This window comes from Caballeronia sp. LZ043 (assembly GCF_031451075.1).
In the GTDB taxonomy this organism is placed as follows: Bacteria; Pseudomonadota; Gammaproteobacteria; order Burkholderiales; family Burkholderiaceae; genus Caballeronia.
Window position 1 is genome coordinate 144753 of sequence record NZ_JARUXT010000003.1, and the last position, 24150, is coordinate 168902.

The 24150-nt window shown below is 66.2% G+C and carries 18 protein-coding genes and 1 pseudogene; 9 read left to right on the top strand and 10 right to left on the bottom strand.

Translation table 11 applies throughout. The features are described from left to right. Window positions 1–65 precede the first annotated feature (65 nt). The gene (alr, locus tag QCE64_RS20940; protein WP_310006011.1) at window positions 66–1166 is read left to right on the top strand and encodes an alanine racemase; all 1101 of its coding nucleotides are present in this window, start codon (window positions 66–68) and stop codon (window positions 1164–1166) included. Window positions 1167–1194: 28 nt separating this feature from the next. On the opposite strand, the gene QCE64_RS20945 is transcribed toward alr, so the two are convergent. The 5 genes from QCE64_RS20945 to QCE64_RS20965 form a co-directional block, all read right to left on the bottom strand. Continuing rightward, on the bottom strand, window positions 1195–1959 hold the full coding sequence (locus tag QCE64_RS20945) for a hypothetical protein (RefSeq protein WP_309933000.1): 765 nt from the start codon (window positions 1957–1959) through the stop codon (window positions 1195–1197). Window positions 1960–2125: 166 nt separating this feature from the next. Then, window positions 2126–3520 carry a CoA transferase gene (locus QCE64_RS20950; RefSeq protein ID WP_310006013.1) on the bottom strand — a complete coding sequence of 465 codons (1395 nt, stop codon included), beginning with the start codon at window positions 3518–3520 and terminating at the stop codon, window positions 2126–2128. A gap of 104 nt (window positions 3521–3624) precedes the next feature. Next, window positions 3625–4626 carry a 4-hydroxythreonine-4-phosphate dehydrogenase PdxA gene (gene pdxA, locus QCE64_RS20955; RefSeq protein ID WP_309818294.1) on the bottom strand — a complete coding sequence of 334 codons (1002 nt, stop codon included), beginning with the start codon at window positions 4624–4626 and terminating at the stop codon, window positions 3625–3627. A 31-nt stretch (window positions 4627–4657) separates the two neighbouring features. After that, window positions 4658–5914, bottom strand: a complete 1257-nt coding sequence (locus tag QCE64_RS20960; RefSeq protein ID WP_309933004.1) for a four-carbon acid sugar kinase family protein — start codon at window positions 5912–5914, stop codon at window positions 4658–4660. Continuing rightward, complete coding sequence (locus QCE64_RS20965) at window positions 5911–6909, bottom strand: 2-keto-3-deoxygluconate permease (RefSeq protein WP_310006016.1); 999 nt, start codon at window positions 6907–6909, stop codon at window positions 5911–5913. Before QCE64_RS20965 ends, QCE64_RS20960 begins: the two co-directional genes overlap by 4 nt. A gap of 239 nt (window positions 6910–7148) precedes the next feature. On the opposite strand from QCE64_RS20965, the gene QCE64_RS20970 reads away from it, so the two are divergent. Further along, window positions 7149–7928 (top strand): DeoR/GlpR family DNA-binding transcription regulator, encoded by a 780-nt coding sequence (locus QCE64_RS20970; protein ID WP_309923170.1) that lies wholly within the window; start codon window positions 7149–7151, stop codon window positions 7926–7928. Here QCE64_RS20970 and QCE64_RS20975 read toward each other — a convergent pair. Then, on the bottom strand, window positions 7909–9084 hold the full coding sequence (locus QCE64_RS20975) for a thiolase family protein (protein WP_404987422.1): 1176 nt from the start codon (window positions 9082–9084) through the stop codon (window positions 7909–7911). The two genes, QCE64_RS20970 and QCE64_RS20975, sit on opposite strands and share 20 nt — an antisense overlap. Window positions 9085–9126: 42 nt before the next feature. Further along, window positions 9127–10428, bottom strand: a complete 1302-nt coding sequence (locus tag QCE64_RS20980; RefSeq protein ID WP_309923172.1) for an MFS transporter — start codon at window positions 10426–10428, stop codon at window positions 9127–9129. A 203-nt stretch (window positions 10429–10631) separates the two neighbouring features. On the opposite strand from QCE64_RS20980, the gene QCE64_RS20985 reads away from it, so the two are divergent. Then, window positions 10632–11387 carry an SDR family NAD(P)-dependent oxidoreductase gene (locus tag QCE64_RS20985; protein ID WP_310006018.1) on the top strand — a complete coding sequence of 252 codons (756 nt, stop codon included), beginning with the start codon at window positions 10632–10634 and terminating at the stop codon, window positions 11385–11387. A 15-nt stretch (window positions 11388–11402) separates the two neighbouring features. After that, window positions 11403–12206, top strand: coding sequence for an enoyl-CoA hydratase-related protein (locus QCE64_RS20990; RefSeq protein ID WP_309923176.1), 804 nt, complete (start codon window positions 11403–11405; stop codon window positions 12204–12206). 4 nt (window positions 12207–12210) lie between these two features. Here QCE64_RS20990 and QCE64_RS20995 read toward each other — a convergent pair whose 3' ends face one another. Further along, the gene (locus QCE64_RS20995; RefSeq protein WP_309923178.1) at window positions 12211–13113 is read right to left on the bottom strand and encodes a LysR substrate-binding domain-containing protein; all 903 of its coding nucleotides are present in this window, start codon (window positions 13111–13113) and stop codon (window positions 12211–12213) included. Window positions 13114–13177: 64 nt separating this feature from the next. Here QCE64_RS20995 and QCE64_RS21000 point away from each other — a divergent pair, with 64 nt between their 5' ends. Beyond that, window positions 13178–15139, top strand: a complete 1962-nt coding sequence (locus tag QCE64_RS21000) for a CoA transferase (protein WP_310006020.1) — start codon at window positions 13178–13180, stop codon at window positions 15137–15139. Here the strand turns inward: QCE64_RS21000 and QCE64_RS21005 are convergent. Further along, on the bottom strand, window positions 15081–17576 hold the full coding sequence (locus tag QCE64_RS21005) for a PAS domain S-box protein (RefSeq protein ID WP_310006022.1): 2496 nt from the start codon (window positions 17574–17576) through the stop codon (window positions 15081–15083). The genes QCE64_RS21000 and QCE64_RS21005 overlap by 59 nt on opposite strands. A 210-nt stretch (window positions 17577–17786) precedes the next feature. After that, entirely contained in the window at window positions 17787–18665 is an 879-nt protein-coding gene (locus QCE64_RS21010) for an NmrA/HSCARG family protein (RefSeq protein WP_309923185.1), read from the bottom strand. A gap of 106 nt (window positions 18666–18771) precedes the next feature. Between QCE64_RS21010 and QCE64_RS21015 the strand changes: the two genes are divergently transcribed. The 4 genes and pseudogenes from QCE64_RS21015 to QCE64_RS21030 all read left to right on the top strand — a co-directional run. Beyond that, window positions 18772–19629: a LysR family transcriptional regulator gene (locus QCE64_RS21015; protein ID WP_310006023.1), complete on the top strand. Its 858-nt coding sequence runs from the start codon at window positions 18772–18774 to the stop codon at window positions 19627–19629. 264 nt (window positions 19630–19893) lie between these two features. After that, window positions 19894–22170: a type VI secretion system tip protein TssI/VgrG gene (locus QCE64_RS21020; protein ID WP_310006025.1), complete on the top strand. Its 2277-nt coding sequence runs from the start codon at window positions 19894–19896 to the stop codon at window positions 22168–22170. Window positions 22171–22180: 10 nt separating this feature from the next. Continuing rightward, complete coding sequence (locus QCE64_RS21025; RefSeq protein WP_310006027.1) at window positions 22181–23551, top strand: hypothetical protein; 1371 nt, start codon at window positions 22181–22183, stop codon at window positions 23549–23551. 2 nt (window positions 23552–23553) lie between these two features. Further along, window positions 23554–24150: pseudogene (locus QCE64_RS21030) on the top strand (type IV secretion protein Rhs); the annotation flags it as partial.

Consider the following 24150-nt stretch of genomic DNA (forward strand, 5'->3'; position numbering starts at 1 on the left):
CACTGCCTTCTTTCACAAAAGCAGCATGGCGCGTCCGATCAGGCGGCCCATGCCGGGGAGCACGCATGCCACGTCCGATTTCCGCACGCATTCTTCTCGACGCCATCCGTCACAACCTGCAATTCGTCCGGGACACGGTGCCGACATCGCGCGTGTGGGCCGTGATCAAGGCGAACGCGTATGGTCACGGCATCGAGCGCATTTATCCGGCGCTTGCCGAGGCCGACGGCATCGCGCTGCTCGATCTCGACGAAGCCGTGCGCGTGCGCGAGCTCGGCTGGCACAAGCCGGTGCTGCTGCTGGAAGGCGTTTTCGAACCGGCTGACGTGCTGGTGGCGGACCGGTATCGCCTGCATGTCACCGTGCACTGCGACGAACAGCTCGACATGCTCGAAGCCGCCCGCCCGCGTGAGCGCATCGACATCCAGTTGAAGATGAACTCGGGGATGAACCGGCTGGGCTTCCGTCCGGCGGACTATGAGCGTGCGTGGCTGCGTGCGTCGCGGATCGGGTCGATCGGTTCGATCGGGCTGATGACCCATTTCGCCAACGCCGATGATGGCGCGATCGACTGGCAAGTCGACGCCTTCGACGCCGTCACGCGCAACCTGCCGGGCACGCGGTCACTGTCGAACTCGGCGGCGGTGCTGTGGCACCCGCGGGCGCATCGCGACTGGGTGCGGCCCGGGACGATCCTCTATGGCGCGTCGCCGAGCGGGTGCGCGCGTCATATCGCGGGCAACCCGCTGCGCGCGGCGATGACGCTGGAAAGCCGCATCATCGGCGTGCAGACGATGCAGCCCGGCGAGACGACCGGCTATGGCCGAACCTTCACGACGGATCGACCGATGCGCGTCGGCGTGGTGGCGTGCGGTTACGCGGATGGCTATCCGCGGCACGCGCCGACCGGCACGCCGGTCATGGTGGCGGGCGTGCGGACGCGGATCGTCGGGCGCGTGTCGATGGACATGCTCACGGTCGATCTCACGCCCTGCCCGGCGGCGGGTATCGGCGCGCCGGTCGAGCTGTGGGGCGCGCATGTCAGCGTCGATGAAGTGGCGGAGCCGTCCGGTACGATCGGCTACGAGTTGCTGTGCGCGTTGGCGCGTCGGGTGCCGGTGCGGTGCGAGGTGGCTGAAGGGGCAGCGGCGATCGTCTACGAGTGACCCCGGTGACGTGCCGCTGCGCGAAGAATCAGCGCGTCGCCGCCATGAAGAACGCCGTGGAACGCTGCGGCGTCACGCCCACGATGCTCATCTGATTGTTCACGACGGTCGCCTCGACCGGCATCGTCACGCCGCCGCCGGTGGCGCACGCGGCGCTGGTGAAGTTGAGCGAGCCGTCGAGAATGTGCTTGCCGGTCGCGCGCGGCTTGAAGTTGCCGGTGAACGTGCAGGCGCCCTGCGAACCGGTAACTGCGCCGTTTGCGGCGAAGGTGATCGTCGAGACGGTCGTGATGCTGCCCGGGTTGGTCCACGTGCCCAGCACATCGCCGATGGCGAGCGGCGTGTCGTAGGTGGCGTTGTAGTTGCCGTTGAAGTTCAGCGCGGTGGTGTTCGGCTTGGTGTTGATCGAACTCGTCGCCGAGAACGCGCTCTTCGCCGTGAAGGTGCCGCTGAGCGTGCCCGCGATGATCTCGCCGGTGTAGTGCAGCGCGACGACCGCCGGATCGGTGAATGCGCCGTTGGTGGCGGTGACGAAGCCTTCGGTCATCCAGACCAGATCCTGATTCAACGTATAGATGCTGAAGTACTGCCCGGTCTCGAGCACGATGGTCTGCGCGGCAAGGCCCGTGTCCGTCGCGCCGAACCAGATGCCTTCGGGAATCGCATGCGACGTCCTGGCGACGCAGGTCTTCGTGAGGTCTCCGTTCGTGACACATGTTTCGTCGCTTCCTCCGCCTCCGCAGGCGGCGAGAACGGGCAGGGCTAGCAGCATCACTTTCGGGAGCAGTTTCATGGGAACGTTGGAGGTTGTTCTTGTCGATGAGCATGGTGGGCGCGCGGGAAGGCGCGCCTGCCACGCGTTATCGGAACGTTCGGACGAAACTTGAGATGAGGTTTGTATCCAGGGCGCTATGCCATTCCTGATCGGCACGCTGTGGCATTGATTGGCGGGACATTCCTCACCACCGCGCCTCCCCCGCCCCCGGCCTCACCGACTCCCGCGCATACCCCGCCGGCGTCCGCGCCAGTTGCGCGCTCGGCGTCACCGCCACCAGCTCGCCAAAGCCCGACGCATACCGCGTCATGAACGGCGCGACCTCCGGCGTCGGTGCGGCGATGCCGCCTTCCACGCGCCCCAGTCCGCGCAACCACTGCCCCGTCTGCGCGAGCGAGACCTGCACATGCCAGCTCCCGCCTTCGCGCTGTTGCCGCCACAGCGCCGCCGCCGCGCCGAACGCCATCAGGAAGCCGCTCGCCATGTCGAGCATCTGCATGGGCAATGCATGCGGCTTGCCGTCGCCGGCCGCTTCGCCTTCGGCTGCGTTGAAGCCCATCGCCGTCTGCACGAGCGAATCGAACCCGCGCCGTTGCGCCCACGGTCCTTCCGTGCCGTACGCCGTCAGCGAGACATAAACGATGCCCGGCCGCCGCGCCGCCAGCGCATCCGGCCCGAAACCGAGCGCCGCCAGCCCGCCCGGCCGATAGCCCTGCGAGAACACATGCGCCTCGTCGATCAGTTGCCTGAGCGCCGCACGATCCCGCTCCGTGCGCAAGTCGAGCAGCGCCGAACGCTTGCCGCGACTCGTGTCCGCGATCGCCGGAATGTTTGGCAGATGCGGCGCGTTCACCAGCATGACGTCCGCGCCGAACGCAGCCAGCGCGCGCCCGCCGACCGGTCCCGCAAGAATGCGCGTGAAGTCGAGCACACGAATGCCGTCGAGCGGCCGCGCGGCTTCTGCCAACGCAGGCAGCGCGCGCGGCGGCGCATCGCCGATACGGGTCAGCGTCATCAACGGCTGCGCGGCGATCGCACGCGCCTGAGGCGTCGCGTCCCATTCGTCGAAGGTGCGCAGCATCGTGACGACCAGCCCTTGCGCCGCCGCAGCGTCCTCGAATTCACGGCCGCGCCAGGCCAGCATCGCGTGCTCTGCGTCCGCGCGCGTCGCCGTCTTCGGATCGAGACCGAGCAGGCGCAGCGCGCCATCCTGATGATGTTCGAAGTTCGCGTGAATGCGCACGTAGCCGTCGGCGCAGCGATACAGGCCGGAGAAGCGTCCCCATGTCTCGGGTGCTTGCCCATCGACGGTGAAGGCGCCCGTGCATTCCACGGCCGCGTGCGTCATGTCCACTGACACGCGCTGCCGCTCGACGCCCCGCGCATGCGCCAGTTCGCACGCGGCAAGCGCCGCTGCGGCGACGCTCGCCTGCGCCGCCGTGCCAATGGCGAAGCTCGATGGAAAGACCGGCTCGCGGCCCGGGAGGTCGATGAAAGAAAGCGCATCGTCGGGCAAGCCGGCGATGCGCCAGAGCGCGTGAAGCGTATCGGAAGCTGAAGCGGACGTTTGAGCGGACATGATGGATGGGCGCGCGTGCTTCGTGAGGAAGAAGCCCCCATTGTCGCGCTGACCGCGCGCTCGCGCTCGACCCGCCGCTCAGTGACGTAGCTCAGTGACCTAGCTCAGTGACGCCGCGTCGCCAGTTCCGCGCCTTGCCGCAGCGCTTCGAGCATGCTGCCTTCATCGGCGATGCCCTTGCCGGCGATATCGAATGCCGTGCCATGATCCACCGACGTGCGGATCACCTCCAGCCCGACCGTCACGTTGACGCCCGCTTCGAGACCCAGCACCTTCACGGGACCGTGCCCCTGGTCGTGATACATCGCGACGACGAGATCGAAATCGCCGCGTCCGGCGCGGTAGAACAGCGTATCGGCGGGCAGCGGGCCGGTCACGTCGAGGCCGCGTTCCTGCAGCACCTTCACCGCCGGAATGATCTTCTCTTCTTCCTCGCCATAGCCGAACAGACCGTTCTCGCCCGCATGCGGATTGATCCCGCATACGCCGATGCGCGGCTTGCTGATCCCCGCCTTGATGAGCGTCGCGTTGCCGCGCTCGATGGTGCGCTGGACCAGACCCGGCTCGATCTTGCGGATGGCGTCGATGATGCCGATATGCGTCGTCACGTGGATCACGCGCAGTTGCGGAGCGACCAGCATCATCGAGACTTCGTCGACGCCCGTCAGGTGCGCCAGCATTTCCGTGTGGCCCGGATACTTGTGGCCGCCCGCATGCAGCGCTTCCTTGTTCAGCGGCGCGGTGCAGATCGCGTCGATCTGGCCGGCCTGCGCGAGTTCGACTGCGCGCGCGATGTACTGATACGCGGCATCGCCCGCGACGGCGGACAGCTGGCCGAACGGCAGATCATCGGGAATCAGGCCGAGGTCGATGCAATCGATCGTGCCGCGCTCATAACGCGCTTCCGGCGCGCCCTGGATGCGTCGCACGCTGGCGCTGACGCCGGTGAGTTCGATCGCGCGTTCGAGGCGGCGCGCATCGCCGATCACGAGCGGACGGCACTGCTGGTAGACCGCATCGTGCGCGAGGCTCTTGACGACGACTTCCGGACCGACGCCGCTTGCGTCGCCCATCGTGATGCCGATTACGGGGAGGTAGTTGCTCATGATGTTTCGTCTGGATTCGGGGTGAATTCGGTTACTGGCGCGCGACGGGAAGGTCCGCGCCGCGCAAGTGCAGGTAGGCGCCAAGCAGCGCATGCTCGCTGCCGAACGCGCCCGCCTTGGTGACGATGGCCGGCCCCGCGCCGTTCGCGGGCCTGCCGAGCGCGACGCCGGCTTCCACCTCGCGCAACAGCTCGAGACTGCCGACACGGGCGGCAGCGAGCATCGCGCGCGCGGTTTCGCCGCCGGTCGCGATCAGGCCGCCCAACTCGTTGAAATGAGGCGCGACGAGCGCGGCAAGAGCGTTCGACAGGCGCGCGCCTTCGGCCGGATCGAAGGCATCGTCGCGGCCGATGCGCACGATCGCGTCCTCGCGATCCCGCACCGTTCGGCCAATGCGTTCATGCCACGCTTGCCACTCCGGATGACGCGCGCCGTCGCGCAGCACGGCGGGCGGCACGATCATCTCGCGGACGCCGGCTTCCGCGCCGAGCAGCGCGCACTGGCGCTCCGAGATCGCCGAGAGACTGCCGACCAGCGCGAGGATCGGGCCTTGCGTGCCGTCGAACGGACGGGCGCCGTGGGTATCGGCTTCGGTGGCGAAGAGATCGGGCAACGCGGCGAGTTCGCGCGCAAGCCCGCCCGAGCCGACCCAGAAGAACGACGCATCGAGCGCCGCCGTCACGCGGGCGAGCGAGGCGAGATCCTCGCTGGTCTCGGCATCGACGATGATGGCATCGACGCCGTCCGTTGAAGCCGCCGCCGCCATCACCATCGCCGCGACATCCTGCGGCGCGGCGCGGAACGCTTCGAGCGATACATGCGCGACGCGCAGTCCCACCATGTCGAGCATCGCGCGCAGTTCGGGGTTCTGGCCGGCGTGTTCCAGCTGCCAGGTCTCGGTTTCTTCGAGCGGCACGCCGCGCACGATCACGCGGCCATCGCGCACCGCGCGGCCGGTGGCCGGAAAGGCGGGCGCGACGATGGCCGGTCCCGCGAGCCGCGCGAGCGCCGCGACTTCGGCGGTCCAGTTGCCGCGCAAGGTCGAATCGATCTTCTTGTAGAGCCGCCGGCCCGGCGCGCGCAGTGCCTGCCACGCAGCAGCCACGCGCTGCGCGGCTTCGGCGGGCGCGAGGCGCCGCGTGTCGGTATCGGCGGCGATCACGGCTGCGTCCTGAGGCGGCGTGTGCGCGTCGAGCGACACCACCGTCCTGCGGCCCGCCGCCGCAAACGCGATGGCGCAGTCGGCGGCGCCCGAGAGATCGTCGGCGACGATCAGCAAGCTGTTCATTGCGTGGCCTCGCGTGTCTTCGCGGTGGCGCGCGCCTGATCCCGGGCGTTGGCGCGTTTCGCGATCGACGCTGTCAGGATCGGCGAGACGATGGCCGTCACCACCACGCAGGCGGCCACCAGCAGCGTCGCCGATTTGGCCGCTTCGTTATAGACCGGATTGGCCGCCGCGATCAGCGCCGGCACCGCCGCTGCATTGCCCGCGGTATTCGCGGCCGCCGCACCGGCGACACCCGTGCCACCACTGAGACGGTCGGCGAAATACAGCGGAATGCCCGTCACGATCACGACCGCGAAACCCAGACCAATGCCGAGCAGTCCCGCCTGCCAGACCTTGTGGAGATCGAGGCTTGCGCCGAGCGCCAGCGCAAAGAACGGAATCATCACCGGCACGGCACGGCCGAGGAACGCGCGCATCTCGCGGTCGAGATTGCCGAGCAGCATGCCGACTGCGAGCGGCAGGATGCTGCCGACGAGATTCGGCCACGGAAACGCCGAAAGGCCCGCGACGCCCAGCGTGACCATGGTCAGGAACGGACCGGATTCGAGCGACATGATCGTGTACGCGCCCACGTCCTCCGAGCGGCCGTACTGACCCATCAGCGCCATGTAGAGACCGCCGTTGGTGTCGTTCATCGCGGCGACGACGGCCAGCGTCGAGATGCCCGCGAACAAGCCCGAGCTGACCGGCTGCTCGCCGAGGAAATGCCCGAGCACGATGCCCGCGACAATCGCCGTCCCGACCTTGGTCGCGAACAGCGCGCCGCCCTTGCGCAGCAGGTAAGGCGTCGCCTTCACGTCGATGCCCGCGCCCATGCAGACATAGAACACCGCGAGAATCGGCAGCGAACCGGTGAACAGCGCGTTCGTGAACGAGCCGAAGAACTTCGGCATGCCCGGCGCGAAAGTCGCGATCAGCGAGCCGATCAGCAGGGGGACGATCATCATCCCGCCGGGCACGCGCTCGACGGCGCGCTTGATGTGAATCTGAGCCATGCATGTCTCCAAGTGGTTTCTGGCCGAATCACGCAGAATATGATTGATTCGATCAATTTGGAGTGTAGCGCTATCGCCCGGTTCGCGCAATTTGCGCAGTGTGCGGGTTTCTACTGATCGTTTCGATCATTTGGTGTATCGGAAGATGAGCGAAACGATCAAACGGCAAGCATGCGGCGAGCCCGCCGGGTTCGCTACACTGTGCGTCCCGCCGGGAAGCCATCGAATCAGGAAACAGGATGAAAGTAGAGAAACGCCGCGAAGCGATGCTCAAGGCCGTGCTGTCCGGCATGAACGACGTCGCCGCGCTGTGCGAGCACTTCGGCATGTCGGAAGCGACGGTGCGCCGCGACCTGAGCGCGCTCGCCGGCGAGCGGCGGCTCGTGCGCACCTACGGCGGCGCGGCGTCGGTGGGCATGCATGAACCGGAGGAATCGCTGGACACGCGCCGCGAGAGTTTCCGGGAACAGAAGGAAGCGATCGCCCGCGCGGCGGTGCGTCACGTGCAGGACGGCGACACCATTTTCCTCGACGGCGGCACCACGACCGCCGCACTGGCACGCCTGCTTGCCGGGCGCACGGCGATTCATGTGGTGACCAACAATCTGCTCGCCGTGGGCGCGCTCGCGGCGGCGGATGTGCGCGTGACGCTGATCGGCGGCGATGTGCGGCCGTCCAGCATGAGCACGCTCGGACCCATCGCGCAGGTGGGGCTGACGCGCGTCACCTTCGACAAGGCGTTCCTCGGCGCGGACGGCGTCGTCGCGGGCCGCGGGCTGTGCGAGGCGACGGCGGAGCAGGCGTATCTGAAGGAATGCATCGTTGCGCAGGCGGCGGGCGTGTTCGTGCTGGTCACGTCGAACAAGCTCGAACGCGCGAGCCAGCAGCACTGGACGCCGCTGGACCGCAACTGGACGCTCGTCACCGATGCGCTGGCCGAAGCGCCGCTGCTCGCCCGTTTCAGCGAGCGCGGCAATGTGACGGTGGAAGCGGGGCCGCTTACGTCGAAAGAAGCGTGACCAGCGCGACCGCCGAGTCGCCCGCGAGCTGACCGCCGTTGTTTTCCGCGAGCGCGACCTTCGCGCCCGGCCGCTGCCGCGCGCCGGCCTGGCCGCGCAACTGCTGCGTCAGCTCGACGATCTGCGCCACGCCCGTCGCCCCGACCGGATGGCCACGCGACAGCAAGCCGCCGCTCGAATTCACCGAAATCCTTCCGCCGATGCCGGTATCGCCCGAACGGATCAGCTTCGGTGCATCGCCGGGCGCGCACAGGCCGAGGTTCTCGTAGTGGATCAGCTCGGCGGGCGCCGAGGCATCGTGCAACTCGACTACATGCACGTCCTCCGGACCGATGCCGGCCTGTTCATACGCCTCGCGCGCGGCGCGCACCGCGACCAGTTCGCCCGTGCCGTCCGCTTTCGCCGATACGATCGAACTCGCGCGAATGAACACCGGGCGGATGTCGTGCCGCGCCGCGAAGGACTCGGAGCAGATGAACACGGCCGCGCCACCGTCGCCGATGGATGAGCACATGAACAGCGTCAGCGGATCGCTCACCATGCGGCTCGACAGCACTTCCTCGACGCTCGTCTCCTTGCGAAACTGCGCGTGCGGATTGAGCGAGCCCGCATGACGGCTTTTCACGACGACTCGCGCGAAGTCGCTGGCCTCGGCGCCGGTCTTGGCCATCCACTTGCGTGCCTTCGCCGCGTACAGATCCATGAACAGCGAGCCGGTGCCGGCCGTCACGCCTTCGGGCAGCGGCTCTTCGAGATCGACGGCCTTGGCGAACGCGCCGAACGACACCGCCTTGTCTTCGTGCGAGAGCTTTTCCACGCCGACGACCAGCGCCGTCTCCGATTGACCCGACGCCACCGAAAGCCACGCGAGATGCAGCGCCGAACTGCCGGACGCACAGGCGTTCTCGACGTTGAACATCGGCTTGCCGTCGAGTCCGGTATGGCGCAGCGACGATTGCGCCCGGATCATCTCCTGTCCCGTGACGACGCCCGCCGCTGCATTGCCGAAGAACACGCGATCCACGTCATCGACGTGCACATGCGCGTCCTGCAGCGCGAGCGACACCGCCTCCTCCGAAAGCGACTTGAGATTGCGTTCGAGAAACTTGCCGAATGACGTCATGCCGACGCCGCCAATCACCACGTTGCGCATCATTGCCTCCATTGCATTGGGATAAGGAAATCGGTCAAGCGGGTCTTAGTCGAGCGTCTTGCCGCGCGTTTCCGGCATGCGCGCATAGACGATGCAGCCGAGCACGCAGACGGCGGCCACATAGATCCACAGGTAATCGACGATGCCGGCGTTCGCCATCGCGGTGACGATGGTGGGCAGCGTGCCGCCGAAGAGCGCGGCCGAGAGCGCATAGGGCAGCGCGACGCCGGTGGCGCGGACGTGCGCCGGGAACTGTTCGGCCATCACGGTGGCGCAGGTCGCGGCGAATCCGGACGAAAGCAGCATGCCGAGGGTGACGATGACGGTCGCGCTCCAGTAGTCGTTCGAGAGGAAGTGCAGCGCCGGCCACGCGAACAGCGCGGAACCGGCGGCGAACGCGAGCAGCACGGGCTTGCGGCCGATGCGGTCCGACAGCATGCCGAGCAGCGGAATCGCGACGAGCGACACGACGATGGACACCACGCTGGCACTGAAGGCATCGCGCAGCGGCAGGCCGCGCATGTGGGCGAGGGTCGGGAACAGCACGAGCCAGAGATAGATGCAGAGATTGCCCGCCATGGCGATGCCGATCACGCGGAGCGCCGCGCGTCGATGCTCGCGGATGATCGTGACGAACGGATGCCGCGTGTGTTGCCGGGCGGACGCGGTCTTCCTGAAGGCATCCGTTTCGGCGACGGCGAGCCGCACCCACAGCGCGACGAAGCCCATCAGGCCCGCGATCGCGAAGCCGATGCGCCAGCCCCACGCGGCCATCGCGGGGGCATCGATGACCGACGTCAGCAGCGCGCCGATGGAGGCCGCCACGAGCACGCCCGCGTTGACCGCAAAGTGCTGCCACGAGCCCGCGAAGCCGCGTCGCGCGGGCGCCGCCGATTCCATCAGGAAGGTCGATGCCGAGCCGAACTCGCCGCCGGCCGCGAAGCCCTGCACGAGCCGCGCGGCGACCAGCACAAGCGGCGCCGCGACGCCGATCGACGCATGGCCCGGACACACGGCGATCACGAGCGAACTGCCCGCCATCAGCGCGACCGAGAGTGCGAGGCCGTTCTTGCGGCCGTGCCGGTCGGCATAGGCGCCGAGCAGCGCGCCGCCGATCGGCCGCATCACGAAGCCCACGGCGAACACGGCGAAGGCCGCGAGCAGCGCAATGCCGGGGTTGTGCGCGGGAAAGAACTGCCGCGAGAACAAAGAAGCGAAGGTCGCGTAGATGATCCAGTCCGTGAACTCGACGATGGTGCCGAGCGTGGCCGCGACGATCGCTTTCTTTTGCGTTCGGCTGAGCGGCGTCGCGGCGGGTTCCGCGACGTGGGGCAAGGTGGTGTGCATGGCGGCGTCTCCGTGTGGGTATGTGCTGGACGCATCCTAGGTTCGGCCCGCCGCGCGCTCAAACGACATTTTTTGCGTGCTCGATTGACTTCTTCTCAATCGAAAACGCCATCACGAAAACTCAATCAAGCGCGCAAAAAATGTCGTTTGAGCGCATGACAGGGTGCGGCCTACGATCAGGGCATTCGTTCACGGAGACAGCAATGAATGCTTCAGCAAGCGAGGTCGCCATCGTCACGGGCGGCGCGAAGGGAATCGGCTTCGGCATCGCACAGGGCCTGGCGCGCGACGGCCGGCACATCGCGCTGTTCGACCGCGATCGTGCGGCGCTCGACGAGGCCGCCACGACGCTCGCCGCAGCCGGCGTCGACGTCATGGCGCTGGCCGTCGATGTAACCGACAGCGCATCGGTCAGCCAAGCCGTGGAAAGCGTGATGGAACGCCATGGACGCATCGACGTGCTGGTGAACAACGCGGGCATCGTGCGCGACAAGCGCATCACCCGCATGAGCGACGACGACTGGGACGCCGTGATCGACGTCAATCTCAAGTCGCAGTTCCTGTGTTGCCGCGCGGTGCTCGGACACATGAGCGCGGCGCGTCATGGGCGCATCGTGAACATCTCGTCGCGTGCGTGGCTCGGCGGCGTGGGGCAGGTGAACTATGCGGCGGCGAAGGGCGGCGTCGTGAGTCTCACGCGCAGCCTCGCGCTCGAATGGGCACGCGATGGCGTGACGGTCAATGCGGTCGCGCCGGGCATCGTCGATACGCCGCTGTTCCAGGCCTTCGATACCGCGCTTCAGGAGAAGCTGAAGCAGTCGGTGCCGGTGCAGCGCATCGGCACGCCGGAGGACATCGCCGAGGCCGTGCGTTTCTTCGCGCGGCGCGAGGCGTCGTACATCACCGGCCAGACGCTTTATGTGTGCGGCGGGCGCTCGCTTGCGTCGCCGAGCGTTTGAGACACGGAGGCCATCATGACGATTCGCTATGCCGTGTCCGCGCACGTCGCCACGCTGACACTCGACCGGCCCGAAGCGCTCAATGCGCTCGATCTCGATACGCTGATTGAACTGCGCGCGCGTCTCGCCGATGCCCGCGACGACGATGACGTGCGCGTGATCGTGATCACCGGCGCGGGGACCAAGTCGTTCTGTGTCGGCGCGGATCTCAAGCGCAGCTTGCCGCCTTCGACCTCGTTCGGCGCGTCCTTCGTGAAGCCGCTCGAACGCGCCGGCGCGGAGGGCATCTACGTGCGTCTCATGGAACTCGGCTCGCTGCGCATCTTCAAGCCGCTGATCGCCGCGATCAACGGCTATTGCCTCGGCGGCGGCCTCGAACTGGCGCTGCAATGCGATCTGCGCATCGCGTCGAAGAGCGCGGTGTTCGGCTTGCCGGAAGCGGTGGTTGCGAGCATTCCGGGCGTGTGCGGGATTCAGGCGCTGCAACGCGCCGTGCCGTCGGCCATCGCGATGAAGATGCTGCTCACCGGCGGCAGGATCGACGCAGCCTATGCGCATCGAGTCGGTCTCGTATCCGATCTGACGGAACCCCAAGCGCTGCTGGAAGAAAGCCTGCAACTCGCGCGCACGATCGCCGCGAACGGACCGCTCGCCGTGCAGATGATCAAGAAGGTCATCGAGACCAGCGCCAACGTACCACTCGCGCAGGCGCTCGAATTCACGGAGATGGCGTGGGGCGCGCTGCGCGATTCCGAAGACCGCATCGAGGGGCGCAAGGCATTCGCGGAAAAGCGCGCGCCGCGCTATGCCGGGCGCTGATGCGTCAGCGTTGCGCGTCGTCGCCGCTGGACAGCAGCCAGGTGCGGAACGCGGCGAACTCCGGACTCGCAAGATGGGCAGGCGGATAGATCAGGTAGTAGGTGAACGCGCCGAGATCCAGCACGAACGAAAACGGCATGACGAGCGTGCCCGCGCGCAGTTGATCGGCGACCAGCACGCGCTGCGCGATCGCGATGCCATGGCCCTGCGTCGCCGCGAAGTACGCAAGGATCGAGCTTTCGTAGGAGAGCCCGCCCAGCGGATTCACGCCGCGCACGCCGGCTGCGTCGAGCCACTTGGCCCAGTCCTCGGGACGCGCAAGCGAATGCAGCAGCGGAACGTGACGCAGCGCTTCGGGCGTGGCGTCGTCGAGTCCGGGATGGGCGCGCAGGAAATCCGGGCTGCATACCGGCACCAGTTCGTTCGGCACGAGCCGGTCGAAGCCGAACTCGGAGGACGGCGCGTGCGACAGGCGGATCGCGCCATCGACGTCCTCGGTGTTGAAGTCCACCGGCTGCAACGAGGTGGTCAGGCTCACTTCGATATCCGGATGGTCGCGATGAAACGTCGACAGGCGCGGCAACAGCCAGTTCATCGAGAAAGTGGTGTAGGCGCGGATCTTGAGCGTGCGGCGGCGTCGCGCCTCGGTGAGATTCACGGTCGCGGCGCGCAGCGTCTCGAAGCTGCGGATGACGTCGGCGAGATAGCGCGAACCCATGGGCGTCAGCGTGATCGCGCGATGGCCCCGCTCGAACAGCAGCACGCCGAGCTGGTCTTCCAGCAGCTTGATCTGCCGGCTGACGGCGGCGGGCGTGACATTCAGCTCGTCGGCGGCGAGCTGGATGCTGAGCAGCCTGCCGCAGACTTCGAAGGCGCGCAGGGCATTGAGTGACGGAAGGGTTCGCATCGAAAAATGGTAGCAATGCGCGCGCGGGCGCGCCAGCCGTGAAGACACGGAGAAGGAGACGATCATGCTGGACGGTGTGCGGGTTCTCGCGTGCGGAGCGCGCGATGCGGTGCGCTTGTGCGCGGTGCTGCTCGAACAGGCGGGCGCGTGCGTCGGGTTCGACGGCGCCGATGCGACGGGTTACGACGTCATCGTGGTGTCGTCGGATAGCGGCGAGACGGGCGGCATCGCGGGATGGAAGGCGGGAGGCACGCATATCGTGTGCGATATCACCGCGACCGGGCCGCAGGATTCGCGCGCCGGCACGGCATGGACGGACGCGCAAATCCAGGCGATGAGCGGCCTGATGGACACCACCGGTTTCACGCAGGGCGCGCCGGTGCGGATCGGCATTCCACTGACGGAGATCACGGCGGCGCTGTACGCGGCGGCGGCGATTGCTGCGGCGGTGCGCGTGAAGCGCCTGGGCGGCGGGGTGCAGAACATCGACGTCACGCTGAGCGGTTGTGCGGCGAACGCGCTCACTACCTTTTTGCCCGCCGTCTTTGCGCGCCGCATGGCGGGGCGCGTGGGCAACCGCCATCCGGCGAGCGCGCCGTGGAATGGGTATCGCACGCGCGACGGCTGGATCCTCATCTGCACCAGCACCGACGAGCAATGGCGCAAGCTGAAGTTGGCCGCGGACATGCCGCCGCTCGACGACGCGCGTTTCGCGACGCTCGCGGGCCGCGTGCGTCACGTCGACGAACTCGATGCGCTGCTCGAGAGCTGGACCATGACGCTCGGTACCGAAGAGTGCGTGCGCGTGTGCGAGCGTATCGGCGTGGCGGCGGGACCGATTGTCGGCATGCACGAGCTGGCGGCCGAACCGAATTTCCGCCTGCGTCATGCGGCGGTGGCACATGCTATCGATACGGCGGGCGTCGGTGCGCAGACGTATCGGCAGGTGCCGGTTTTCACGGAGTCGCCGTTGAGCGAGGTGCATGGCGTCGCTCGGCCGGACCTGCACGCAAGCGGCAATCCGGCGCCGCTCGCGGGCGTGAAGGTGATCGAGATCGGCCAGTACACGACGGCGCCGCTCGTCGGCAAGCATCTGGCGGCGCTTGGTGCAGAGGTCGTGAAGATCGAGCCGCCCGATGGCGAGGCGGCCCGCGCGTGGGCGCCCGGGCAAGGCGGGACCAGCTATTTCTTCGCGCTGAACAACACGGACAAGCAGACCCTCGCGCTCGATCTCAAACAGGAAGCCGACCGCGCTCACTTGCGCGAACTGCTCGCGGACGCCGACGTGCTCGTCGAAAACCTGCGTCCCGGCGCGCTTGCCAAACTCGGCTTCACACGCGAGACGCTCGGCGCCATTAACCCGACTCTGATCTATTGCTCGATCTCGGGATTCGGGATGGCGTCGGCGTATCCGTCGCGGCCAGCCTTCGACACGGTCATACAGGCGATGAGCGGCCTCATGGACCTGACCCGCAGCGATGGCATACCGGTCAAGACCGGCGCGTCGGGCGCAGACATCCTGGGCGGGCAGGCCGCGCTGTTCGCGATCCTGGCGCGGCTTGCGGGGCGTGCGAGGCGCGCATCGGGCACGGGCGCGTTCATCGAGATCTCGATGCAGGACGTCGCTGCGTGGTGCGCGTTGTTCGCGGCAGGCCGATCGCCCGTGCGCGGCGAAGTGCTCGCCTGTCTGGACGGTCATGTATGGATCGAACGCGAAACCTCGGACGCCGAGCGTGAGCGGTGCGCCGGATTGCCGAAGGCGCGGGCCGCGCAACAGATGGCGTCAGCCGTGCCCGTGGTCCGCGTGGACGAATTGCTGCACGACGGCAACTTTCTCGCCGACGTGCTCTCCGCCGCACGCGATGAACATGGTGGGTTCTGGCCCGTGCTGAAGCCGCCCTATCGGCTGGCGAAGACGCCTGCCTGCGTGCGTGGCATTCCGGGCGCGCCGCGACGTGTCAGTGAGTTCAGCCCCGTCCCGCCAGCGCCAGCACGCGTTCCAGTTCCGGAAGATCGACCGGCTTGACGAGATGCGCATCGAAGCCCGCGGCGCGGGTGCGCGCGCGGTCTTCATCCGAGCCGAGCCCGGTCATCGCCGCGACGACCACGCGCGCGCCATCATCGCGCATGCGGCGGATGACATCGAAACCGGTCAGGCCGGGCATCGAGAGATCGAGCAGCACGACCTGCGGCCGCTCCGCCTCGAACAAGGCGAGCGCTTCAGAACCGCCATAGGCCGGGCGCGTGCGATGGCCCAGCATGTCCACGAGCAAGGTCATGCTGTCGGCGGAATCGCGGTTGTCATCGACCACGAGCACGTCGAGCTGACGGGTCGCGGCCGTGCCGGACGTCGTGCTCACGGGCGCGCCCGTGGCCGGCGGTTCCGCGAGCGGCAGCCACAGCGAGAACGCGCTGCCCTGGCCCGCACCGCCGCTCCTGGCTTCCACATGGCCGCCGTGCAGTTCCGTGATTGCCCGCACGAGCGTCAGGCCGATGCCCAGCCCGCCTTCATCCGGATGCGCGCCCGGCGGATGTTCCTGCACGAACAGGTCGAACACGATGGCGAGCGCTTCCGGTGAGATGCCGCGCCCCTGGTCGATCACGCGCACCATCACCGACGAGCCGCGCGGACCCATTTCGAGCGTGATGGTCGAGGCGGGCGGACTGAACTTCGATGCGTTGTTGAGCAGGTTGTTGAGCGCCTGCACGAGGCGCGTGGGATCGCCGTTGACGTACAGCGGCTGGCCGCTGTCCTTCACGACGATGCGCTGGCCGCGTGCGTCGATCAGCGGCTGGCTGGCCTCGACGCTCAGATGCACGACCGTGGCGATGTCGATGATGTCGGTACTGAGGCGGATCTTGCCCGAGCTCACGCGGCCGGCTTCGAGGAGATCGTCGACGAGCCGCGTCAGGTGCGCAAGCTGCCGGTCGACGATCTGACGGCTGCGGATCACTTCTTCGTCGCTGGTGGCCTTGAGCTTCAGGATGCTGACCGCGTTGCGGATGGGCGCGAGCGGATTGCGCAATTCGTGGCCCAGCAGCGCGAGAAATTCGTTCATGCGCCGGCTCGACGCCTCCAGTTCCTCCAGACGCCGCCGCGCGGTCATGTCGCGCGTGATCTTGACGAAACTGCGCTCGCCGTCGGAACCGTTCGGCAGCGCGCTCAGCATCACGTGCGCCCAGAATTCCGAGCCGTCGCGACGCATGTGCCAGTCTTCGTGTTCCACCCGGCCGCGTTCGGCGGCCAGCATCAGGTCGTCCATGGGACGGTCGCGGCCGTGTTCGTCCGACGGGTAGAACAATGCGAAATGCCGGCCGATTGCCTCGCTGGCCGTGAAGCCATAGATGGCGCGCGCGCCCTCGTTCCACGAGCGCACGTAGCCGTTCTGGTCGAGCATGCAGATGGCGTAGTCGCTGACCGAATCGATCAGCAGACGCAGGCGTTCGTTCGCCTCGCTCGCGCGCCGCCGGTCGGTGATGTCGTGCACGAAGCAGGCGAACTGGCGCTGGCCTTCGTACCAGACTTCGCTGATGGTCAGTTCCGCGGCGAATTCGCTGCCGTCGCGGCGCAGCGCGGGCAACTCGACGCGCCGGTTGATCATGCGCGCCTCGCCGGTGGCGAGATAGCGCGTGAGCCCGGCGCGGTGCGCGTCGCGCAGACGTTCCGGCACGATCAGCGCCGCCAGTTCGCGGCCCGCCGCTTCCGGCGCTTTCCAGCCGAACAGCAGCGCGGCGGCCTCGTTCCAGTCGACGATCATGCCCGCTTCGTCCATCGACACGAACGCGACATGCGCGTTGTCGAGCACGGTCTGGCGGCGGCGCATGGCGTCGGCGAGCTTCTTCTCGTACTCGAGCCGCAGCGACGACTCCACCGTGAGATCCGCCGCGACGCTCGCGTTTTCCTTGAGCAGCTTGCGGTTTTCCTGCGCGAACTCCTCACGCGCGATGGTTTCCGCGATGCAGGCGCAAAACGCATTGAGAATGCTGATGTCGGACGGACCGAAGAAATCCGTTTGCCCGGAAATCAGTTTCAGGACAGCGACCGAACGGCTTTCATAGATGACCGGAGCCACCACCATCGACACCGCGCCGACCGCCTTGCACGCGGCGCGGTCCACGCGATGATCCGTGGCTGTATCACGGCAGATGAGGGCCTGCTGCCGCGTGATGCACAGTCCCGACAGGCTGCCGGCGGTAGGCAGACGCACGCCGATATGCGCGGCCGCCGCGCCGCTCGCCGCCTGATAGACGAGTTCGTCGCCCTCGATCCATTCCACCACCGCCGATGCGACGCCTGCGACTTCCCTCAAGGTTTCGGTGACTTTTTGCAGATAGGCGGGCAGCGGCAGCCGCGAATGCGCGAGACTGGCGAAGGTGGCGAACCAGCGCTGGAAATGCGCCTGACGCCCGTCTTCCGCATTGTTGCGCTTTTCTGAAGTCGATGCCTCGGATTGAGTCCGCATGAGCCGAATATCCAATCGATGATTCGCGATGGTAATCGCGAAAGTAATCGCGGGGTTTAAACAGATAATCAGATCAATTGGAACACAAAACAGCGACCAAACGTTTGCTCTGTGAGGGTTTTTATTAAAACAGATTCGGAACCGGGCGTTCGCCAAAATCCTCGGAGCGCATGGCTGACCCCTTTGCGAATGCCCGATTCGAGGCTCCTTTTATTCGGTTGCCCATTGCTGCGCACATTCGGCAGCGAAATCGCGGTATGTACGCGGCGCACGTCCGAGCAGTCCGGACAGACGCTCGATTTCATGCGCGTTCGCCACGGCGCCATCCTGCTGGTAACGCTGCATCATGAGGCGGATGTCGTAGGCGAGCCAATCGGGTCCTGCGCCTTTCATTCGCGCTTCGAGCATGTCGAGATCGTCGCCGCCGTAGTGGATCTCGCGATTCAGCGCGGCGCTCCAGATCGCTGCGATGCTGTCCGCCGTCAGCGCATCCGGTCCGACGAGCTCGTAAGTGACGCCCGGCAGCGGTTCCGCGCTGCGTTCGCGCCGCAGCAGTTCGCGAGCGGCGACCTCGCCGATATCGCGCACGTCGACCATCGAGATGCCTTTCGCGCCGATCGGCATGCCGTAGACGCCGTGCTTCAGGAGCGCCTCCTTCATGCGTGCGTCGTTCTGCATGAAGTACGCGGGGCGCAGGACGGTCGCGGGCAGGCCGGCCTGCTCGATCATGCGTTCCACTGCATGCTTGCTGGTGAAATGCGGCACGTCCGCATACGCTTCGCCCTTGAACACCGACAGATACACGATGCCTCGCACACCGGACTCGCGCGCGATGCTCAGCGCCTGCAATGCCTGCGTGAGTTCGTCCGCCGCGTTGGGCGCGAGGAGGAACAGCGTGTCGACGTCCTTCAATGCGTCGCGCAGCCCGCCGATGTCGCCGAGTTCGCCCTTGATGGCTTCCACCCCGGCGGGGAATTGCGCGCGCTCCGGCGAGCGCGTCAGGGCGCGCACGCTCGCGCCGCTGCCTTGAAGATGGCCGAGAACCTGATTGCCGATTACGCCGGTGCTGCCCGTCACGAGAATGGTCATTTCAAAGCTCCTTACTGATCGGGTTGGGATGCTGCTACGATAATCGTTCCGATTGGGCGTCGATAGACCTCGGTTCGAGACGCATCGTCTCGTAGATGGAACGAAAATGGACGTGGTTGCACTCGTCGATTTCAATGCCGTCGCGTTGCATGGCGGTTTCGGGCCTGCGGCGCGCCAGACCGGACGGCCCAAGGCGACGCTGTCGCGGCATGTCGCCGAACTGGAGCAGAGCTTGGGCGTGCGGCTGATCGAGCGCGGCGCACGCACGCTGCGCCTCACCGAAGAGGGCCGCGCGCTGCATGAACGCACGCGCGGCCTGCTTTCCGAGATCGATGACGCCGGAGAAGCGCTCGCCGCGCGCGCCCCTGTGCCGCGCGGACGCTTGCGCGTGAGCGCGCCGATCGTGTTCGCGCACGTGATGTTGCCGGGCATTGCGTCGCGTTATGCGCGGCACTATCCGCAGGTCGAGCTGGAAATCGTTGCCGAGGATCGCGTGGCGGACCCCGTGCAGGATGGCTATGACCTCGTGATCCGCGTCAATCCGGACGCCGATGAATTGCTCGTCGGACGTTGTGTCGCGACTGACCGGCGCGCGCTCGTGGGGCCGCGCGGCTTCAAGGCGGAAGCGGACGCGCCGACGCTGCCTGCGGTCGTGCTGGCGCGCATGGCGAACGAAGTGTGGCGGATCGAGGATCCGGATGGCGGCACGCGCGCGCTCACGCCTGAACCGGTGTTGCGGCTGTCTTCCTTGCTGATGGCGCGCGAGGCCGTGCTGCAAGGCGCGGGCGCGGCGTTGCTGCCGGGCATGCTGGTCGAAGCCGATGTGGCGGCGGGCCGCCTCGAACTGCTCGGATACGAAGCCGGGCCGCCCGTGGAGCTTTGGGCGCTCTATAGTTCGCGGCGTCTGTTGAGTGCGAAAGTCCGCGCGTTCATCGACATGTTGAATGCGGATTACGACGCTTGATTTGCATTCTGTCAGCAGTAGTGTCGGGCTTTGAATCTCCTGAAAACAGGTTGATCTCGATTAATGATGCTCATTGGCATTGATTAATTCGGATGCCTGTTCTTGACTGCATGCGTACTTTGAAGAATTAAGAATCGTCGCGTTCAGTCGCATGCGCTCGCGGGGATACATTGGCAGTCGGTCGAATACGCAATCTCGCGTGTTCCGCTTCAGATCGATTGTCGAGGTTTCATCGTGTCGAATGCCGGGATGCAGAATAGTGGAATGCTCGAGCGCAGCGCGGCGGACATCGCCGGGAGCGTGCTCGGCTCGAAACGCAGCACGATTACCCTGAGCGGGGCCGCGCTGCCCGTCGCGGCCATAGGCGAACCTGCGTTGCGCTTGCGGTCGATCGAGGGCGAGGAAGTGCTGTCCCGGCTGTATGCGTACACCATCAAGTGCGCCACGCCGCTCGATTCCGTGATGCCCGGTCAGGCGGCGGCGAACCTCGACCGGAACGCGATGATCGGCAAGGAACTGACCGTGTCCATCGAACTGGAGGGCATGGGGTTCGGCGGCGTGGGCAATATCGGCGCGGGCGTGCGCGAGATCAGCGGCCTCGTCACGCATGCGGACTACATAGGCCAGTCGGACCGTCAAAGCCTCTACCGGCTCGTGCTGCAACCCTGGCTGGTGCTGCTCGCGCAGCGCTCCGATTACCGGATATTCCAGCGCAAGACGGTGGTGGAAATCATCGAGGAGGTGTTCGAGAACTACCTGTACTCGTATGAGATGCGTCTGTCGGAATCCTACCCGGTGCTGGACTACCAGGTTCAGTATGGCGAAACGGATTTCGAGTTCATCCAGCGGTTGATGGCGGAGCACGGCATCTACTGGTTCTTCGAGCACAGCCAGTCTTTCCATCGCATGGTGCTGGTGGATCAGGTCGGCGCGCATCGGCCTGTACAGAGTGCGGCGTATCAGACGCTGGGGTACTTTCCTCCGGGTTACAAGACCGACGCCGAACACATCAGCAAGTTCGAGGTCAACGGCAGTCTCCAGCCGGGGCGTGTCACCACCAACGACTTCGATTTCAAGAAGCCGCGCGCCACGCTGATCAAGCAAAACGAACTGCCGCTGGAAACCGATCACAACCGTCTGGAGCGCTACGAGTGGCCAGGCGACTACACCGATCCCTCACACGGTGAACAGTTCGCGCGGATGCGCATGGAGGAGTGGCGCGCGCAGGGTGAACGCGCTTCCGGTTCGGGCAATGTGCGCGATATCGTCTGCGGCACGACCTTCAAGCTCGAAGGCTATCCGCACGAAGCGGCGAACCGGGAATATCTGGTCATCGAATCGCGGATCACCGCGTCCGAACCGGATCAGACCAGCAACTCGGGCCACTATCTGTTCGTGGCCTCGTTTGTGGTGCAGCCGGCTACGGTCGCGTTTCGGCCCTCGCGCAAGGACTATCCCAAGCCGCGCACCAGCGGGCCGCAAACCGCCATCGTCACGGGACCGGCCGGCCAGGAAATCTGGACGGATCAATACGGCCGGGTGAAGCTGAGCTTTCATTGGGACCGCTCGGGCGTGAAGGACCAGAACTCGTCGTGCTGGGTGCGCGTGTCGTATCCGTGGGCCGGCGGCGGCTATGGCGGCGTGAATATTCCGCGCATTGGCAGCGAGGTGATCGTCGACTTCGAGAACGGCGATCCGGACAGGCCGATCGTCGTGGGACGCGTCTATAACGCGGAGTCGATGCCGCCCTGGCCGCTGCCGGCCAACGCGACGCAGAGCGGAATGTTGTCACGTTCGATGAAAGGGGGCGTCGAGACGGCGAACGGTATCCGCATGGAGGACAAGCAGGGCGGTGAGGAACTCTGGGTGCAGGCCCAGAAGGACATGAACACGACGGTCAAGAACAACGAGACGCACAAGGTTGCGGCGGATCGCACCAAGTCCGTGGGAGGGAACGAAGTCACAACGGTCACCGGCACCCGCACCGAGACCGTGACGAAGGACGAGACCATCACCCTCAAGGCCAACCGCAAGCGCGAGGTGACGGCGAACGATACGTTGACCATTGGCGGGGATCAGAAGACCGACATCACCGGCACGCAGACGCATACCGTCGGCAAGGATCGCACATCGACTGTGGTGGGGAAGGACACCTTTACGGTTCACAAGGATCGCGAGGCCGAGGTTATCGGCGCGGAGCACGAAACGGTTCACCTGGCCAAGACTTCGGACTTCCTGAACAGCCACACGGTGAACGTCACGGGTCATCAGAAGTTCGTTGTCGGGGCCGGTCAGGAAGTTCACGTAACGGATAACGTGGTGCTTACGTCGACGACGCAGATCAAGCTTCAGTGCGGCGCGTCCAGCATCACGATGATGCAGGACGGCACCATCACGATATCGGGCGTCAAGATCACATCGACAGGCACGGACAGTCATGCGATCAACGGCTCGACCGTCACCTTCGACGGCTCGACCATCACCAGTAGCGCAACGGGCGAACACACGGTTCAGGGCGCCAAGCTGAAGCTCAATCCTTGATGCCGTCCTCATGCAAGACTGGAAACCCACCAATCCGGTAGAACGCCGGCTGATGGCCGCGCATGAAGACTGGCTTCGCTTCGCCCACGACCCCGCCGCGCTTTTGCTCTATTGGCACGCCAATCCGGCCGACGTCGAGCTGCTGAAGACGTTCTTTCAGGGGCAACGGGAACTGTCGAATGCCGTGCTGGAGTTGAGCGCGCCTTTTGAAGACGCGGATCAATACGTCAATGCTTTGACCGACGAGGTCATCCGGTTCTATGACGCGCGTCGCGAGGGGTCTGCAAGGGCGGGCATCGTCGCGGACTGGCAGCCTCCAGTGAGAAATCGTGAGCCGGCAGCGGCTTATTTTCTCGCGATGCTTGCCAGTCTGATGCGGCATCACCCGGAGGTATTTCCGGGCGTGGTGCTGGTGCTCGTTCCTGAAAGCATCAAGAAGCCCAAGGCGTTCGAGGCGTGTCTCGAGAACCTGTTGCTCTTGCTTGAAAGCACTAATGCCGAACTTTCCCGGCGGCTCAGGCTGACGCTCTACGGAACCGAGCCGACGTTGCTCGACCGACTCGCGCAACGGCAAGCTCACGCCGTGCGCCTGATTCATGGACGCTATCAAATGGATGCGCTTCCTCGGGAACTCGCTGCGCAATCGGGCGAGCGTGGGACGTCGGGGCAGTTCAGGCGGCTGTTCGTCGAACTCTCGGAAAGCGTGTCGCACGGGGATGCCGCTCGCCTCGAACGCTTGCGTGTCGCCGCGCTTGCGGTGAGCAACGGCCGTCAATGGTTCGATCAGAGTGCGACCGTGCATCTGCTGGCGGGCGCGGCGTATCTCAAGCGGGGCGACACCGACCGTGCGTTGCATGCCTATCGCGAAGCGGCCGCTTCCGGGCAGCAGGCGCGCGCCGTAGCAGCGCCCGCTGGCAACAAGCTCGTTCTCAACGGCTTGTTCGGCGAAGCGAGCGTGCATGTCATGGGCGAGCGCTATCTCGACGCAGCGCGCTGCTACGCCGGTGCGGCGCCGTATGCGCAGACGGAGAACGACGCCATCATGCTCGTCGAGGCTTTTCGGATGCAGGCGTGGTGTCTGGATCGCAAGCGCGAACGCGCGGCCGCGCTCGAAGCGGGCTTCAACGCGCTGAACGCCGGCATGGGCATCGATCCGGCGTTGCGCGCGAACAGCAACCTGCAACTTGCGGTCGCGTGGATGCTGGCGCGGATCGACTGGCTGCACGCGCAGCGCGGTCAACTGGAAGGCGCACTGCGATCGCTCTATGGCATCGACTGGAAACAGGCAGTCCAGCCGCTGGCGCCCGCTGAGGTCTCGGCCCGCCTGACTGCGCCCGACGCCGACAACAATAACGCAGGCACGGGGACGCAAGCGAGATGACGATGCTGGCAGTGAACCACCTGACGCCGGTGGTCGGCATCGACGTGCATTGGGTCAATCTCCCGCCGTCGCCCGCGCCTGTTCCGCTGCCGCATCCTCACGTGGGCATGGTGCTGGATTTGCGCGAATACGCGAATGCGGCGCTGGCGGTCATGGGCAGCATCGTGTTCAGCTTCGTCGAGGAGCAGGTCGGCACGTTCGTGCAGGCCCACGAACAGCAGATCGCCGATGTGATGCAAAGCGATCTGGTCCAGTCGGGCTTGGGCGCCGTCGATACCGTCATGAACAATGACGTCGTCAAAGGCGGCATGGACGCGCTGAAAGCGGCGAACGCGCTGCAGCGCAAGGTGAGCGATGCCTTGGGTGGCCACGTCGGGTCGGGCGGCGGGGGCGCGCCGGTCACGATCAACGGCTTGCTGCGCGCCACGGCGGGCACGCACACGTTCCACGCGCCGGGCCTGCACTTTCCGCTGGGCGCAGGCTTTGCCGCATCGGATGCGCGGGGGCCGTCGCAGGATGCGGAGTCGTTCATGGGCAGCCGCACCGTGCTGGCCAACGGCGATCCGATGTCATTCGCGGCGCTGCCCGCGTTGAGTTGC